This window comes from Occallatibacter sp. FHG110214_02, assembly GCF_059115385.1.
In genome coordinates, this window is sequence record NZ_JBZYWK010000031.1 from 1 (window position 1) to 16,929 (window position 16,929).

Below are 16,929 nucleotides of genomic sequence, written 5' to 3' on the forward strand. Positions count from 1 at the left end.
CGAAACGCTGAAACCGAATTATGAACCGCCTGCAGTGGATGCTTCGCGGCAGGTTGTTGCGCAGGTGACAGGACAGAAGTAGTGACTTTGCTTTTGGCTCTATTCGATGACGACGCTGCAATTCATTCGATCGATGATGCGGTGGCGCATGGATGGACTCTGCCGCTGGTGCCGTTCATCGGGCTAGTACTCGCGCTGGTAATTTACTGGCGCGGGTGGTTCCAAGCGTATAAGACGCGGCCATACGAACTTCCTCTCTGGAGAGCTGGTGCTTTCACCGCCGGGTGTGTGGCGTTGTGGATGGCGCTGGCTTCTCCAATTGATGCGCTGGATGACGTGCTGTTGTCTGCGCACATGGCGATGTTGTCGTCGCGCTAGTTGCAGGCGAAGAAGTAGCGGCCGCTTTTAACACAGCCCGATCCTATGATGCTCAAAGAATTCCATGCAAATTTATCATTTCGGGTCGCTTCGCGCAGCACAATCTGCTCCAGAGTCGGACTGAGTTTGCTCGGTATGGTTTAAGCCCTCCTCGCCTGCACAGTTGCAATTTGCAACGGATGAACAAGGAACGGCATGACACAAGTTGGAATTGTGAAGAAAATTTGAAGTGATGCATTAGAAGTTCGCAAGAAGGGGGTTGTACATCCTACCGGCATTACGACGTTGGAATCCAAAGCCACGTAATTCTGGCAGACCTTGCATCTTCACACGGAATAAGCCGAAAAACAACGGATGAACTCACCAGTATTTTGGATGCCATGGTGATGTCACGGAATCTTTGCCAACGGTAAGGTGAGATTGAAAAGTATGGAGTTTTGGAAGGAAGGTAGAGGTGTAATGGCAGAGAGAAAGCGGATTGTAGTTATCGGCGCAGGGTTCGCTGGCCTTAACGCGACGAAGACGCTAGCCAAATTGGACGTGGATATCACGCTGGTCGACCGGCGCAACCATCATACTTTTCAGCCTTTGCTTTATCAGGTCGCGCTCTCCGTCTTGAATCCAGCTGATATTGCCGAGCCTATACGTGCTGTCTTTCGCAATGCCCGCAATGTCGAGGTATTAATGGATGAAGCCACGGATTTTGACATCGAGAGAAAGCAGGTGTTTCTAGGCTCAGGAACCGAATTGGCATACGACTATCTGATTGTTGCGACCGGATCGACGCATTCGTATTTTGGCAGAGAGGAATGGGCAAAGTTTGCTCCAGGTCTGAAGACGATTGAAGATGCACTGGTCATTCGTCGCCGTGTTCTGCGGGCGTTCGAACTGGCAGAGCGCGAGATGGCCGAAAAGGGCGCACATCCCGAACTGACCTTTGTGGTAGTTGGCGCAGGACCTACGGGAGTAGAGCTAGCGGGCGCAATTTCCGATATTGCAAAGCTCTATATGCGTCAGGATTTCCGTCATATTGATCCGTCGCAGGCTAAGGTCATCATTCTTGAGGGTTCCCCGAACATTCTGGGACCTTACCCGGAAGATCTGCGACACAAGGCAGTTGAGCAACTGAACGCCTTGGGTGTGGAAGTCCATACATCGACCATTGTGACCGATATTCGGCAGGATCATGTGCTTGTAACGGATCAGAATGGCGTATCAAAACGAGTCGATGCAACGGTTACATTATGGGCGGCAGGTGTCCAGGCATCGCCATTGGGTAAACTGCTTGGAGTCGAAACGGACAAGAGGGGGTTGGTGTTGGTCGATCGCTTTCTTAACCCGTCAGGACATCCGGAGATATTTGTCTGTGGCGATCTAGCTCATGTCGAAGAGAATGGCCGTCAGATTCCTGGCGTGGCGCAGCCCGCGATGCAGATGGGCGCGTACGCGGCAAGCCTGATTGCAGACGATCTAAAGGGCAGGCTACGAAGCAGGCCGTTTCGCTATTTTGATAAGGGCGACATGGCGACCATCGGACGCAAAGCCGCTGTTGCCAAAGTTGTATGGCCTTTCAAAGCCCATTTTGCTGGTTTTCCAGCTTGGATTACATGGCTCTTTGTCCATATTGCATTCCTGATCAATTTCCGCAGTCAGTTCTCTGTTTTTCGCCAGTGGGTATACACCTACATCTTCTTCAAAGATGGCGCGCGACTGATTCTCGGATTGCAGGATACGTCGGGCAGGGAAGCGAGCGAGGAGGAGAGGACGTGACTCCTCTATTTCCCTACGAGCGTCTTAACAAAGCGATCCTGCTCAGGAATGCTCTAATGCGCGGAGTGACAGGTTGTCCGAAATGCTTATGAAAGCCCAGAAGCTTCAAAAGATTCCCGGAGTAAAGAGGCTTAACTACCTGGCGAGACGGCGATACAAGGTGCTGCGATGGATTCCGAGTCTTCTGGCTGCGGCCGAAATGTTGCCATTCTCGTCAGCAAGAGCTTCCCGGATTGCTTCGTCTTTCAAATCCGCCAGACTCGCGGGGCCCGTGTGAGCGGGCTCTGTCGCAGCGATGTATGCTCCGACGGCAGAAGCCTTGGTGAGTTCGACATAAAACACGCCAGGAAGATTGATGCGGCGTAACTCTTGCTTCCCCAGCGAAGGGCGTTGAGGAAAGATTTCCTCCCATCGCACAGCGCGAATTGCAAGTGGGGAAAGGCCAAGGTAGGCCAGTGCACGGCTGCTTGCCCCGGTTAGTAGCCCATCGTGAAAGGTCAGGAGTCCTTCTTCCGGCGTACCTAACCAAGATGGGTGTTGGTGCAGGCGAACAAGGATATCCGTTGCAGATTCTTCCACCCAATCGTGCTCGATATGGGCAACGGCCTGCCGGATAAGGCTGCCAGCCGAAACAAAAGGGTCGTTGACTCCACCTGAGATATCGAGCACTCCAGCTAATTGCCCAGACGGGGACATGATCGGCATCGCATGACAAGCCAGGATATGGTTTTCATCAAAGAAGTGTTGTTGGCCAATGATCTCAATAAAGTGCTGCTCGACGATGGCAGTGCCAATGGCATTGGTCCCTGTAGTCCGTTCTGACCATGTAGCGCCTGGCATCAACGATACGCTGCGAGCACGTCCCAGAAACGTATTGTCTCCCTGAGCGTCGAGGATGACTCCTGTTGCATCTGCCAGCAGGAGAATACGGCCTGTATCCCCTAAGGTGTGCTCCAACAGGCTCATCTCTCGCAAAGCCAAACGTCGAAGCTGCTGGTTTTGCTCCTGTTGTTGCTTAAGCTCTGCGCGGGGGAGTGGCTCCTGATGAACATGCCAGTGTGGTCCCAGTCCCGAACGACGACACCGCTGCCAGGATGCCTGGATGAGTGCATGAGAAGACTGCCGCAGGTTCAACGCGCTTGTCTGCATGGGGAAAGCTTGACTGCCAACGTAGCGGGTGTGCTAACCACTACAACTCCTTAACGATACTCCTCCGTCCGAGTGTTTGTCACTCCGTGCATTTCAGACACTCATCGGTTGCTGCGGCCTGTCGCATTCCGCAACAGGTCAAGGATGTGTTGCGTGACAACCGTCACAGAAGGAGAAGAGTATTGAGCCGCTTCAGAGAGATTCATCGCATTTCAACATGCGAGAAATGGAGAAAAAGGAAACAAAATGGCCACATTGGAAGCAGCAAAAATCGACCCAGCACACTACGGATTTAAGGTTCCGTTCAAAAAACGTTATGGCAATTTCATCGGTGGAGAGTGGGTGGAACCAGTCTCCGGCGAGTATTTTGAGAATATTACTCCAGTCACCGGTAAGGTATTGTGTGAGATTCCCCGCTCGGGCGCTGCCGATATCGAAAAAGCTCTCGACGCCGCGCACAAGGCCAAGGCTGCCTGGGCCAAAACATCGGTCACAGAGCGCTCGAACATGTTGCTCAAGATCGCTCAGCGTATCGAAGAGAACCTCGCACTGATCGCAGCGGCCGAGACGTGGGACAACGGCAAGCCCATTCGCGAGACAACCGCTGCGGATGTTCCTCTGAGCGCCGACCACTTCCGCTACTTCGCCGGAGCTATCCGCGCGCAGCAGGGGGGCATCTCCGAGATCGACCACGACACGGTCGCCTACCACTACCATGAGCCGCTCGGCGTTGTCGGGCAGATTATCCCCTGGAACTTCCCGCTCCTGATGGCTGCCTGGAAGCTGGCCCCGGCGATCGCTGCGGGCAACTGCGTCGTGCTCAAGCCTGCGGAGCAGACCCCTGTCTCGATCCTGATCCTGCTTGAGGTGATCGGGGACATCCTGCCCCCAGGCGTGCTGAACGTTGTCAACGGCTTCGGACGCGAGGTCGGCAAGGAGCTTGCCTCCAACCCGCGCATCAATAAGATTGCCTTCACCGGTTCGACCGTAACTGGCCGCCTGATCATGCAGTACGCGTCGGAGAACATCATCCCCATGACGTTGGAGCTTGGCGGCAAGTCGCCCAACATCTTCTTCGAGGATGTGCTGCGCGAAGAAGATGACTATCTCGACAAGGCCATCGAGGGACTCGTGCTCTTCGCCTTCAATCAGGGCGAGGTCTGCAGTTGCCCTTCGCGCGCGCTTATTCATGAGTCCATTTACGACCGCTTTATCGAGAAGGCGATCAAGCGCGTCAAGGCCATCCACCAGGCCAATCCTCTCGATCCCACCACGCAGATCGGTGCGCAGGCATCGAAGCAGCAGTATGAAAAGATTCTGTCCTACCTCGATCTCGGCCAGAAGGAAGGCGCCGAACTGCTCGCCGGTGGCCATGCCGCAAAGCTGGAAGGGGATCTGAGCAGCGGCTACTACATCGAGCCGACGGTCTTCCGGGGACATAACAAGATGCGCATCTTCCAGGAGGAAATCTTCGGGCCGGTGCTCTCCGTCACCACGTTCAAGAACGATGACGAGGCTCTGGAGATTGCCAACGATACGCCTTACGGACTCGGCTCCGGCGTGTGGACACGCGACCTGAACCGCGCCTATCGCTTCGGCCGGAACATCGAGGCTGGCCGTGTGTGGACCAACTGCTATCATCTCTATCCCGCGCACGCTGCCTTCGGCGGCTACAAACAGAGCGGCATTGGCCGCGAAAACCACCTGATGATGCTGGATCACTACCAGCAGACCAAGAACCAACTGATCAGTTACAGCACCAAGAAGCTGGGGCTTTTTTAGGCTTCGGTCTTCTTGGCCAGAAGGGGCGGGCGCAGGATGCCCGCCCTGATTTCTGACCTGCCATTCAATTCATTCATACGAAAGGATATTTCCAGTGAAAGGCAAAAGTAGTTTCCGGGCACATGCGGGCTCTCTTGTTCTCTTGCTCACGGTGCACTTCTTTACCATCTGCCCGGTCCTCCATGCGCAAAACCTCGGATGGGAAGGAGAAACAGGCGTTTTCGTCACTCCCACGGCCTACACCATTGCCACTCCCAAGCGTGGCTTCGCACTTCCTGTAGCCTCTTACCACTACCTGAATGGCGGCGATGTTCTCGGCACCTTCAGCCAGCTTTCTGTCACCAGCGGATACGCCAATCGCCTCGAGTTCGGCTACACGCGTGACTTTCATGCCGAGGGCGACGATGCCTCGCTCAGCCCGCTCTGGAAGGACGGCTTCAACACCTTCCATGCCAAGGGAGTGCTTATCCGGGAAAATGCCTGGCATCAACCCTGGATGCCCTCCGTCGCAACCGGCTTCATGGTCCGCAGCCAGGTCAGAAATGTGGGTGGCGCTTTAACGCAGAAGGACACCACCAATGGCGATGTCTATCTTGCACTCACCAAGACGATCAGCCAATTGAAGCCTATGCCGATTCTCCTGACAGGCGGCGTTCGTGGCACGAACTCTCAGTTGTGGGGCCTTGGCGGCAACGCGCCGGACTGGGGCGCATACGCCTTCGGCAACGCGGCCTTCATCTTGCAGGGACCGGTGCACAGCACGGTCATTCTGGCTGCTGAAGTCGCACAGCAGCCGCATCATCCGGACCAGCTTCCCGAAGCAAACATCCGCACCACGATGGTCTACGCGATGCGTGTCCTGCCCAGTCCAAAGATGAAGCTGAATGTGGACTTCGGCATTCTGGAAGGTCCGGGCCAGATCGCTCCGGGCACCGACTTGAAAGCGAAGGACCGCCCTGCCTTCGCAATCACCTATGCTTTCTAAAGCATCTGTATCGAGAAGGAGCCTCGGAAAATCATGTGCAACGACCTGAAAGAGCAGAAAGAAGCAAATCCATTGCCGGAGCAGGTCGTTGCCACTCCCGAGGCAGAGCAGTTGATTGCCGGCTTGGCGCGTGAGCATGGGCCGCTGATGTTTTATCAATCAGGCGGATGCTGCGAGGGAAGCGCGCCCATGTGCTTTCCGCAGGGAGAGTTCCGCGTTGGCAGCCGCGACGTCAAGCTGGGCGAGATCGGCGGGTTCCCGTTCTACATTTCACCGCAGCAGTTTGAATACTGGAAGCACACGCAACTGGTCATCGACGTGACTCCCGGCTTCGGCGCGGCGTTTTCCCTGGAAGGTCCTGGCGGACTCCAGTTCCTCACAAGGTCACGTGTCTTTACCAAGGAAGAGCTCGACAACCTACGTGCAGCTAGACTGATTTGATTTCAGTACAGGATTTCCCTCTTTAATCTTCTTACGAATTTAGAGTGGGCTATGCAAATGCAGTACTCGCTACGCGAGCTATTGCATTCGCATGTGCATGGCTTTACGAAAAGCATGTCGAGTTCGCATTAAAAGCAGCTGACCTCTTCAATGCATTCTCTTCGATCCACGAGTACAACTAGTGAGCAGTAACAGGCTGATTGAACCAATTCTTGAGCAGCAACGCGCATTGATGAGCCAATACGAGCCGTCTATGAATAGTCCGGAAGCCGCGTCTTCCTTGCAGTTTGAATGAGATGCAGGACACCCTGATCTGAGCCCATTTCGACCAAAATGCAGCGCTTGATAAACTCGTCAGGAGTCAAACCGAGATCGTACGGAAACCTACCGATGCCACCTCGGATAACAATAAGGGCATCGATCAATACCTTTTCTGGTATGAAAAACGTTGTATCGATTCACTATAGTTTCCCATAGGTGAAATGAGGGAGAACCGCATGTCGCCGATCGTTTGTCACCGCACGCTTCGCCCGGATAGTGCGTTGATCTTCGTTGCCACCCGTGCGGCATGCGGCGCTCGCCATCGTGGGCTATTCAGTGATGTGGGTTCCATGCGGCGAATGGACGTTATTTGAAACAGCGTGCTCCGGCAGGAGGGGAATGGGACACAGGCATTTCCTTCGACTGGAGACGATTTCGATTTCAAGTCTTCGGTTCTCGCAGTCCCTGCATGTGTCCAGGACCCCTTCTATCTCTGGTACCAACGCCGAATCGGAAGCAGCAGCAGGTAAGAGCCTGTCACCACAGGAATATGCAGTTCTGTTGCTGCCGTAATCCCGTACTACGAATAGTGATACTTCCACCAGAATCGGTGCCCAAGCGCTGTGACATCGAGTGCATTCTTCGGCTTCGGCGCATCCTGCACACGAACAATACGCGCGCCGTACTCAGGAACAGGACCACCACAATCAGAATCGGAATAATCGTCCACGATAGCTCGATCTGTGTCGAGCCAAAGATGTGCGGCGGCTCGTGCGTGTCCGTTCCCTTCGCCCGGAACTTCCACATCGCATAGAACAGCAGCGCGCTCACCACCACAAAAATCGCGGCGGTAATCACAAGCACGAAATAGGCAATGTTATTGGATTGGCTCGCAGGCGTAGAAAGGGTGGAGAAAATCGAGGTAGGGGACGACGCCATTGCGGATACCTCACGCCAGTTCAGCGTTGAGGCCACAACCGCTATTCGAAATATGCAAGTACGCACGTTCACGCGGAGGATGCGCCCCTATGGTCCGGGTTCACGTGTTCGTGTCAGGCCAACTCCTGTCCGCAAGCGCGATACACCGTCTCAACGTCAACACTGCCGGTCCTCACGGTTTCCCTTGTAGGGATTCCCCTCTCCCGTTTCGGTGCTGTCATGTGGTCTGCCATTCGTCTGTCGCATATCGCGACATCACTCCGTTCCTTGTAACGACCTATACTCGAACGGCGAGAAGGCACACGACACTCACGGAGCCCGAGGCTTCTTTCTGTGCGCCACTCCCATTCGCTCCTCGTGAGAGGGAAGTGCTGGATTTGATTCATATCCTTGAACATCCGGAAGATTTCGTCAGTTTCGATGAATAGTCGGAGGCACCAGCACTCCCTCAGGGCATGCAATCAATCACGAGAAAGTGAAATCCTAATTGTTGGGCGAGATCAGCGCATCCCGGCCTGCATGATCGAGAAAACCCTGGACCTCGGATCGGCTGCCGATCACGAGCAGCGTACGCTCGCGAATGTCCTTCGGCTGCCGGGAAAGAATGCTGCCGCTCCATCAATGGCCATTCCTCCCGCCTGCTCGGCGAGGAACGCCAAAGGGTTCGCGTCGTAGAGCAACCGGAGTTTTCCGTCCGGATGTTCCGAGGCCGAAGGGTAAAGATAGATACCGCCCTTGAGCAGAGTGCGATGAAAGTCGGCTACAAGGGAACCGATGTACCGAGAGCTGTATTGGTGACCGTTGTATCCCTCGCGCAAGGCTCGCTAGATAACTTCGGTACGGTTCTGGAAAGCTCGCGGCGTTTGCCTCGTTGCACGAATAGTATTTGCCCTGGAAAGGCATCTGCAGATTCTCATGACTGAGCACATAGGCTCCGATCGAAGGATCCAGAGTAAACCCATAGACTCCGTGCCCGGAGGTGTAGACCAGAACCGTCGAAAGGCCATAAAGAACATAGCCGGCCGCTACCTGGGCCGTTCCGGGCTGTAACGCCGCTCGGCGAAAGATCGAGAAGATCGTACCAACATTTACGTTCACATCGATATTCGAGGAGCCGTCGAGCGGATCGAATACGAGGATGTATCTGCCAGCCTCGGGGGCACGGTCAGACACAACGGGAAATTCGTTCTCCTCCGATACCAGCGCGACGACATTGCTGCGCATTCCGAGGCAATGGAGCAGGGCCTCGTTCGCGTAGACGTCCAGCTTTTGCTGCGCCTCTCCCTGGACGTTGATAGCGCCCGAGGCCCCGAGAATATTCGATAATCCCGCGCTACGGATATTCGCTTCGATCATTTTTGTCGCGAGCGTGATCCCAGATAGAAGCCAGGAGAAGTCGTCACTGATGCCTTTGTTCTGTTGTTAAAGAATATGCTGTTGCAGGGTAATGATCATTTGCTCTCTCCATTCGTTAGCCACAGAAACGATAGCGTCCCTTCGTCTACATGCTCGATTCCATCGAGCATCTTTCCTCAAGTGCACCCTGTTGGCACTCTTATCAGACGGTGTTCTTGAGGGATTGCCGTCCACGAGGACACTTGAATTGTGCGGTGGTCGATACTTTGCCTGGCTCGAGCCGAGCCGATGGCTTCCCCTTTGAATCCGGAGAAGCCATGCTTCAAAGGACGTTCGCCTTAATCCACCGCCCGCCGCGAGTCGCGACACTTCCAGGGGAAGGTGCCTGCGAGGCCTGTATCCACTGCACCCCGCAGCTAGCATTTTGGAATACCAAGCAGTTTGCGGAACGTCTCCTCCGTATCGCTGATCGCTCGCTGTTTTGTCAGCCCATAGACTTTCGGATGCGCAATAAGAAGAGCGGCTGTGCCATGCAGACAGGTGAGCATCTGGCGCAGCCGCATATTGACGATGGCGTCTGATGCTCCGTTTGGCAATATCGCGCGCACGATCTCTTGAAGTCCGCTAAGGAAGTTCTCTCCCAGCTGTTCTCTTTCGACAAGCACCAGCGGATCGGAGTGGCGGACAAGAAATACCAGGGAATAGTGATCGGGATATGAGGTGGCAAATCGAATGAGGGCAGCAATAAAGACCCGAAGCTTCTCCCAGGATGTGCTCACCCCATTCATTTCCCGATTCATTTTGTCAGTAAAGCGCGCATAAATCTGCCCGCAAATATGCTGCGTCAGAGCTTCTTTGTTCGCAAAGTGCTTATACGCCGCCATCAGCGAGCAGCCGCCCTCTTGCGCGAGACGGCGCATGGACAGGTTTTCGTATCCCTCTTCCAGGATGATTCTGCTTGCGACCTCAACGAGACGGTCGCGCAGAGCAATGCTGTCCTTACCGGGAACTGTAGCGGTCGTCATAGGCTCCTGCAGGTATACAGTGTATACTGCTGTACGTGTACTGCGTAAACATTCCCCACTCCATGCGTAGCGTACTCATCGGCAGGACTTTGTGTGTTGTCTTTGGCCTGTTCTGCTCGATAAACACCGCTCTGCTCCCCTTGCCGTGTTTATCGCAGGAGGAGACCAGCGTGCCAGATCGGCCACTGTCGGCGCGACCTCTGGCAGGGACCGGAAACTGTAATGTAGTGCTGACAACGCGGGATGCGGAGCGCTGCATCGATTCGATTCGTCCCTTAGCGCCAGTTCCTGCACTGACTCCCGGCCATGCGTATACCTTGCCGGAGCTCATCGATCTTGCAGAACAAGCCAGCCCCGAAGGCAGAATTGCGTGGGCCGGCGCGAAACGTTCGCTCGAAGAAGCGGGTGTTGACCGCGCGCTGTACCTCCCGCTTATCTCTTTTGTCGCCAACGGCAGCGATCTCCGCGAGTTCTTTCCCTTTCCGAAGCCGATTGCGCCACGCGGTTATGTAACGGTGGAAGAGCCGATCGCGCAGGCCGAACTGGATCTCGAATACAGCCTGCTCGATTTCGGGCGTGGAGCGAAGTATGACGGCAGCAAAGCTCTTGAGATTGCCTCGACACTGCGCCTGGGCAGGACGCAGCAGACGATTGCATATGCCACGGCAACGCAGTTCTATCGGACCCAGAGGGCTGCGGGACAGCTTGCTGCTGCAAAGACAATCCTAGAAACAGCGGAGACACTTCTTGGAAACGCCCAATCGCAATTCGATAACGGGCGTGCCACGCTTCCCGACGTCGAAAATGCCCAGGCCGGTGCCGCCGAGGCGAAATACGACCTGTCGGCAGCCGAAGCAGAAGTCAGAAAGGCCAAGCTCGCTCTTACGGAAGCGCTCGGAGTTGAGCCGACTGACGAGATTGAGATTGTAGCGCAGCGGCAGGCGGCGGCCTTGGACGGCGACGTAGAGGCTCTGATCCAGTCCGCGCTGAAATCGCGTCCGGACCTCCTTGCCCGCGCACAGGACTTTCGCCGCGCTCATGATGCTTACCGCAGCGCGCGATCTGCTTATCTGCCCACGGCGAGTCTTCAAGCGACGGCAGGGCAGACAAGCGCATGGCCGACCGCCGATTACGGGCAGCTTGGCTCGGGCAGTATTTCCACCTGGTCGGTAGCGGCGAAGCTCAAATGGGACGTATTCAATGGAGCGCGGCGCCATGAAGCCATGGCAGCGCTTGCCGAACAGCACGCTGCCGCTGAGGAACAGCGAGCGACCGAGGATGCGGTTACCCGGCAGGTATGGGATGCCTATGTCGATTATCAGACCGCAGTGGAACAAGACCGCTCCTCCCGCAGCTTCCTCGCTGCTGCAGAAACCTCCTACGATTCCTCTCTCGATGCCTATAAATATGGTGTCCGCTCTCTGGTCGATGTCGTGCAGGCGGAGCGCCAGCTTGCGCAGGCCCGCCTTGCTGTGGTCCAGTCGGATGCGCAACTGCTCGAGAGTGCTGTTTCTCTGAGCTATGCGACCGGAGATCTGCTCCATCAGAACCTACCTCCATCAGGAGTCCGTCCGTGAGAAACATCTCGCTGTTCCTGCCTGCCATTCTTGCTTGTGTGCTTCCTGGTTGCAGCCGCAACCCGAATATTGAAATCGTCGGCTCCTATTTTCCAGGCTGGATGGTCTCGCTTGCCATCGCAGTTGTCCTTACGATCACAGCGCATATGCTGCTCCGCCGATACAGCATGGAACATACAGTTGGCCATCCGGCCCTCATCTATCCCGGCATGGTGCTTCTCTTTACCTGCATGCTCTGGCTCTGCTGTTTCTCCTGAAGGAAGAATGAATGTCTTACGATAAAAGGAAACTTGGCCGCATTTTGGGCAGTCTCATTCTCGTTTCTGCTCTCCTGCTCCTGTTTATCTCGATTTTCCAGGTGGACCGCCATCCCCGCACCGACGATGCCACTGTCCGTGCCAACGCAATCGCTTTTGCTCCGCAGGTCGAAGGGCGTCTCGGGAGTTTGCTGGTCAAAGACAACCAGGTCGTCCACAAAGGCGACCTCCTCTTCGTCATTGACCCGCGTCCTTATGAATACGCTCTCGCGCAGGCAAAGGCGGATCAGGCCACGCTGGAAGGGCAGATCAATGACGAGCGCCGCCGCATAGCCACGGAAAAGAGCGCCGTCGGAACGGCGCGCGCGGGCGTCACGGGCTCACAGAGTGGAATCTCGGCCGCCCATGGCAATTATCTTGCGGCCCAAGCGGCTGTCGAACACGCCCACGCCGCGCAGTCTTCGGCGGAAGCGCAGCTCCAGTTTGCCGAGAACGACTATCGGCGCATCGAGCCTCTGCTTGCCAAACACTATGTCACTCCACAGCAGGTGGATCAGGCGCATACGGCGCTCCGTGTAGCGCAGGAGACCTATCAGCAGGCGTCTTCGCAGCTTCTGCAGTCTCAGGCGCAGGAGTCGATGGCGCTTGCCGCCGAGCAGACAGCCAGCGCGAACTTTGAAGCCTCCAAGTCAAAGCTGGGGGAGGCGCAGCATACTGTCGATACCCTGGAAACCCTGATGGCCGAGCGGCCCAACCGCGCTGCCAAGGTTCAGCAGGCAGAGCTCAATCTCGAGTGGTGCTATGTTCGCGCACCCTTTGACGGTTATGTCACCAACATGAATATCTCGCAGGGCGAGTACGCCCATGTGGGTACGCCCATGTTTACTCTCATCGATACCGGAACATGGTGGGTACTGGCGAATTACCGCGAATCGAAGCTCAAGCACATTCATCCAGGCATGCACGTGGACGTCTACTTGATGGAGCATTCCGACCGGCGCTTTGACGCTGTTGTCGATAGCGTCGGGCGTGGCGTATTTCCTGAAGATGGCGCGGTCGCCGGAGGCCTTCCGGCAATCGACCGCACTCTCAACTGGGTACACCTGTCGGCACGCTTTCCGGTCAGGATTCGCGTCATTAAGCCCGATCCCGAGCTTTTCCGCGTGGGCGCGACAGCCATCACGGTGGTGCGCTAGTGCAATTTCGTGCGCGTTCCAGTCGCGGCAGTATTCTTCGCCTCTTCTGGTCCGAACTCGTGCCTTATCCCGGGCGCATAGCTGGCGCGCTGCGGGACACGCTTGGCGTCCTCATTGCTCTTATTCTTGCCATGACGCTGCGTGTTCCAGGAATCTCCCTGGCTCTGGCGTTGCTGTTTCTTATGCAGCGCGCTCGTCCGGGCCTGACGCTGCGCGTGGGTCTCGAGATACTGGGTGGCGCGATTCTCGCCTGTGCCAGTTCATTGGTATGGGTGCAGATTACGGATGGCACGGAGACTGCGCGTTTCTTGGGGATGGTTCTTGGCCTCTTCCTTGCCACATTCTGCATGGCAGCCACAAGCTTTCCGCTATTCTTTACGATCTTCGGCTTCTACGGGTTTGTCGACCTGGCGGCATGGGACATGCATCGTGCGGCAACCTCTATTGTTGCGTCATCGCTTTATAACGTCGCTTCTTTCAGCATCGTCCTTCTTTCTGCCGTTGCTGTCGAGTATCTTTTCGGCACTCGACATCCCGGAGACGAACTCACGGAGGAAATGAAGGCACGCATTGCCACGTTGTCCCATTTCTTCCATACTCTGGCGCGAAGCCCTTCGGGGCGGCAGACTGCGGAGCTCCGTGCGCTGCACAACAAACTTGTTCAATATGCGCACGCGGGAGAGCTTCGTATGAACGAGCTTTATGATCACATCCGGGATGCCGACCCCTCTCTCTCCCGCGTTCCGCTCGGCGTTCACTACCGTATCGGATTACTTACCCGCGTGATCGAAAAGAGCGTGCTTGTCGGCTTCAGTCTGCGGAACCCGCGGCTGGAGAACTACCGCAATTTCTATGCCGCAATTGCTCAGCAGTGCGACTGGCTGTGCCGTGGAGGACACGCCATGGCGCCCGATTCCTTGCCTGTTTCCGCTCCCGTTTACCTGCGCAGGATTTCCACCGAGTTGCAGCAGTATGCCGCGGGCCTGGGATCAGGAGAAGATGCGGCAGTCTCTTCTCTGCAACCAAGCAAGCCGGTTGCGAGATCCTTTCGCCTTTTTCTTCCGGGTGTATTTCGTAATCCCAACGCGGCACTCTATGCACTCAAGCTGACCCTTTCCGCGACGATTTGTTACACCCTCTACAATGCGGTTGCGTGGCCGGGAATTCTTACCTGTGTCGTTACTGTTCTCTTCACGGGTCTTAATTCCACAGGGGCGATGAAACAGAAGCAGCTTTACCGCTTTTCCGGCGCGGCCATCGGCGGAGTTCTGGGTATTGCCACTGTTTCGCTGTTCTTTCCAAACATGGATTCCATCACATCCCTGGTCATCGTCGCCGCCTGTGTTTCTGTTCTCTCTGGATGGGTCATGCGCAGTCCGCGCATCGGCTATGTCGGGGTGCAGATCGGCTTTGCCTTCTTTCTGACCACTCTTCCCGATTTCAGCCCTGCCACGCAGATTGCTCCCGCGCGCGACCGTGTGATCGGCGTTGCTCTGGGCATCCTGGTGTTATGGTTTGTTTTCGATCATATCTGGCCTGTACGCACCACAACGGCGCTGGAAGGGATTCTGCAGCACATACGCGAGGCAGTTGTCGAACTGCGGAGCATCGCCGCGCACGATTCCGACCAGTTCGTACAGAAGCTTTTGCATCTTCGTGTTGCCGTTTCTCTCGATCTGGTCAATGTGCAACAACTGGACTCTGCGGCCTATTTCGATTTCGGCCGAAATCATAAGCGCGACCTGGCCCGCAGCCGCAGGATTATCCGGCAGATCGAAGCAGCTGCGGCCGAGTTTTACTCGGATGTGATGGGCCTGGCGGCAGGAATACAATGTGAGTCGTCCTCACAGAGCTCTGGCCGATCGCACGCCGGCAGAGTTCGCCAGTCATATCGCGGCTAGACGCGATATGACTGAAACAAAAACAGGCCAAAGACTAACCATCTAAGTGGTACTGTTTTTCCGGGCCCTTCACTGACACTTCCTCATCTGCCCAAAGTAACTTTACTGGCTGGAAAACCTCTAGTGCCGTGTTGACAGGGTTGAAGTCAATCTCCCCAGGCAATTGCGTTGACCTTGCTCTGAGTATCTGGCAACTCGGCAGGCGAAAGATAGCGCAAAACAGTGGCCAGATCCTCATGTCCCGTGTATTCCATCACGGTACGCGCATCAATACCGACACGGAGCAGATTTGTGGTGTATGTGGCACGAAACTTGTGAAGAAACCAGCGCTCGCACTCGCCTTTTTCCTGGCAAGTAGGGCAAGGCCCGCAGTTCAGGCCTGCCTTGCGAGCAAGACGCTTGAGGAGGTCAAGCCACTTCCAGTTAGGTGTGTCATTGGAGGTCCCGAGGATATACTTTCGCTTTCCGTGAGTCTTCTGCCATGCCTTCAACTGGCGAATCAGGTCAGACGGCAGGGGCAATGTTCGCTCAGCGCCGTCCTTGATCTGCTTGCCTTCCTCATCTCTTGCCACTACAGTGAGCGTCTTTGACTCAAAGTTAACTTGAAACCACTCCAGATACATCGCCTCCTGCATTCGTAATCCAGTTTTCAGCAAGACCTGAAAAACAATGCGATGATACGGCTCGGAAAGTGAGGCAAAGAACTGCTGCATCTCCTGCTTGCGGTATGATTCCGGCTCTTTCTCGGTATAAGAGGGCGCCCTTTCTGCAAGTTTTTCTGTATTTACTCCTGCCCACTTCAAAAAGCCAAAAACTGAAATATGTTTGTTGTAGATGGTGCGGTCCGAGTTTCCTCCTTTGCGCAATTTCCCATACCAGCCAGTGATGTGGTCCTCCGTTAATTGGTCGGCATACTTGACCTTGACTATGGACAGGAACTCATCAATCGCGGTTTTGAACAATTGCGCCGCCCGCTTCTTGCCCCGGTTTTCCTGGCGTGCCAGAAAGCGATTCGCCTCGCTGCGCAGGTTCACGCGTCCCGGAGCCTCCACAATCGTGGTCCCCGCCTCCTCGGCGGCGGCCTTTGCGCGCAGCATTGCAGCCAGAGCATCCATCGCCGTCACCGCATCCACTGCGTTATCACCAACATTTTCCCAGATAGTCTTGCGGTCCTTCGAGTATCGCAATTCGTAATGGCCAACCTGGAATTCAATCTGCGCATCTCCGACCTGAGCATAGGCCGGCCGGACTTTTCCGTTGCGTCCCCAGGCAGCCGGATAGCGCTTCCAGCCCCCTAGTGTTTTGCACGTCCAATAAAGGGAAACTTTGGGATCGGCCATATATCTCCGCTATCAATGTCGTACAAGAATTGTACAAAGAAGACGTATTTCCGCAAATACCTAATAAATACTTAAGAAATACGAATATATGGGTTCGAGTCCCTGACCGCCCACCATCGTAAAATCCATCCTCAAGAAAATGAATAGTTTACAGCTTAAATGGCGGGCTTCACGGCTCTCCACTATTTTGCATACTTCATTGTATGCAAAGTGTGCAACGCTGTAGGAAATTTGCTGCAGTTTGCCTCTGAAGCTGTGCACAAAAATCAAGTTCCGCCTTTTTCATTCCCTTGTAATGCACAATTCAGGATGCCGGGATAAAACGCTAGAGAAGCAAAAAAGCTATTGCATTCGCTGCATTGATGTGCAGTAGAATGCGTCCGGTGTATCGTGCATCCCTTTTGCAGTTGGATGAGCTTCGGACATCTGCGCAGGTGTCTCTATCGAAGCCATTCAAGTGTTGCAGTGGTTGTTGAAGTCTTGCAAAGCTTGTCATTACAAAAAATCTGAACCAGGCAAAGCCAGCAAAACATAGCCCTGTCGGGAGATTTCAAACTATCGGCTGGCTGATT

At 55.2% G+C, this 16,929-nt stretch carries 14 protein-coding genes and 1 pseudogene; 9 read left to right on the forward strand and 6 right to left on the reverse strand.

Annotation, left to right across the window (positions count from 1 at the left end; genetic code table 11):
* Nucleotides 1–81: 81 nt before the first annotated feature.
* Both AC5S3R_RS18815 and AC5S3R_RS18820 read left to right on the forward strand, forming a co-directional pair.
* Entirely contained in the window at nucleotides 82–378 is a 297-nt protein-coding gene (locus AC5S3R_RS18815) for a cytochrome c oxidase assembly protein (RefSeq protein ID WP_494268716.1), read from the forward strand.
* A 459-nt stretch (nucleotides 379–837) separates the two neighbouring features.
* On the forward strand, nucleotides 838–2,148 hold the full coding sequence (locus AC5S3R_RS18820; protein WP_494268717.1) for an NAD(P)/FAD-dependent oxidoreductase: 1,311 nt from the start codon (nucleotides 838–840) through the stop codon (nucleotides 2,146–2,148).
* Between the two features lie 135 nt (nucleotides 2,149–2,283).
* Here the strand turns inward: AC5S3R_RS18820 and AC5S3R_RS18825 are convergent, their stop codons facing one another.
* Entirely contained in the window at nucleotides 2,284–3,297 is a 1,014-nt protein-coding gene (locus AC5S3R_RS18825; RefSeq protein WP_494268718.1) for a helix-turn-helix domain-containing protein, read from the reverse strand.
* A 246-nt stretch (nucleotides 3,298–3,543) separates the two neighbouring features.
* On the opposite strand from AC5S3R_RS18825, the gene exaC reads away from it, so the two are divergent.
* From exaC to AC5S3R_RS18840, 3 genes are all read left to right on the forward strand, one after another.
* Nucleotides 3,544–5,079: an acetaldehyde dehydrogenase ExaC gene (gene exaC / locus AC5S3R_RS18830; protein WP_494268719.1), complete on the forward strand. Its 1,536-nt coding sequence runs from the start codon at nucleotides 3,544–3,546 to the stop codon at nucleotides 5,077–5,079.
* Between the two features lie 94 nt (nucleotides 5,080–5,173).
* Nucleotides 5,174–6,064, forward strand: a complete 891-nt coding sequence (locus AC5S3R_RS18835; RefSeq protein ID WP_494268720.1) for a DUF3034 family protein — start codon at nucleotides 5,174–5,176, stop codon at nucleotides 6,062–6,064.
* 33 nt (nucleotides 6,065–6,097) lie between these two features.
* A complete protein-coding gene (locus tag AC5S3R_RS18840) occupies nucleotides 6,098–6,505 on the forward strand; it encodes a DUF779 domain-containing protein (RefSeq protein WP_494268721.1) in 408 nt (135 codons plus the stop codon).
* Nucleotides 6,506–7,303: 798 nt separating this feature from the next.
* Here the strand turns inward: AC5S3R_RS18840 and AC5S3R_RS18845 are convergent.
* From AC5S3R_RS18845 to AC5S3R_RS18860, 4 genes and pseudogenes are all read right to left on the reverse strand, one after another.
* Nucleotides 7,304–7,741, reverse strand: a complete 438-nt coding sequence (locus AC5S3R_RS18845) for a cytochrome c oxidase subunit II transmembrane domain-containing protein (RefSeq protein ID WP_494268722.1) — start codon at nucleotides 7,739–7,741, stop codon at nucleotides 7,304–7,306.
* Between the two features lie 521 nt (nucleotides 7,742–8,262).
* Nucleotides 8,263–8,523, reverse strand: coding sequence for a hypothetical protein (locus tag AC5S3R_RS18850; RefSeq protein ID WP_494268723.1), 261 nt, complete (start codon nucleotides 8,521–8,523; stop codon nucleotides 8,263–8,265).
* Nucleotides 8,524–8,629: 106 nt separating this feature from the next.
* Nucleotides 8,630–9,112, reverse strand: a pseudogene (locus tag AC5S3R_RS18855) (class 1 fructose-bisphosphatase); the annotation flags it as partial.
* Between the two features lie 365 nt (nucleotides 9,113–9,477).
* Nucleotides 9,478–10,086: a TetR/AcrR family transcriptional regulator gene (locus AC5S3R_RS18860; protein WP_494268724.1), complete on the reverse strand. Its 609-nt coding sequence runs from the start codon at nucleotides 10,084–10,086 to the stop codon at nucleotides 9,478–9,480.
* Between the two features lie 227 nt (nucleotides 10,087–10,313).
* On the opposite strand from AC5S3R_RS18860, the gene AC5S3R_RS18865 reads away from it, so the two are divergent.
* The 4 genes from AC5S3R_RS18865 to AC5S3R_RS18880 are packed head-to-tail and all read left to right on the forward strand — an operon-like array spanning nucleotide 10,314 to nucleotide 15,017.
* Entirely contained in the window at nucleotides 10,314–11,663 is a 1,350-nt protein-coding gene (locus AC5S3R_RS18865; protein ID WP_494268725.1) for a TolC family protein, read from the forward strand.
* On the forward strand, nucleotides 11,660–11,920 hold the full coding sequence (locus AC5S3R_RS18870; protein ID WP_494268726.1) for a YtcA family lipoprotein: 261 nt from the start codon (nucleotides 11,660–11,662) through the stop codon (nucleotides 11,918–11,920). Before AC5S3R_RS18865 ends, AC5S3R_RS18870 begins: the two co-directional genes overlap by 4 nt.
* A gap of 11 nt (nucleotides 11,921–11,931) precedes the next feature.
* Entirely contained in the window at nucleotides 11,932–13,116 is a 1,185-nt protein-coding gene (locus tag AC5S3R_RS18875; RefSeq protein ID WP_494268727.1) for an HlyD family secretion protein, read from the forward strand.
* Nucleotides 13,116–15,017: an FUSC family protein gene (locus tag AC5S3R_RS18880; protein WP_494268728.1), complete on the forward strand. Its 1,902-nt coding sequence runs from the start codon at nucleotides 13,116–13,118 to the stop codon at nucleotides 15,015–15,017. The genes AC5S3R_RS18875 and AC5S3R_RS18880 overlap by 1 nt, the downstream gene beginning before the upstream one ends.
* 146 nt (nucleotides 15,018–15,163) lie before the next feature.
* On the opposite strand, the gene AC5S3R_RS18885 is transcribed toward AC5S3R_RS18880, so the two are convergent.
* Nucleotides 15,164–16,357, reverse strand: a complete 1,194-nt coding sequence (locus tag AC5S3R_RS18885) for a tyrosine-type recombinase/integrase (protein WP_494268729.1) — start codon at nucleotides 16,355–16,357, stop codon at nucleotides 15,164–15,166.
* Between the last annotated feature and the right edge of the window lie 572 nt (nucleotides 16,358–16,929).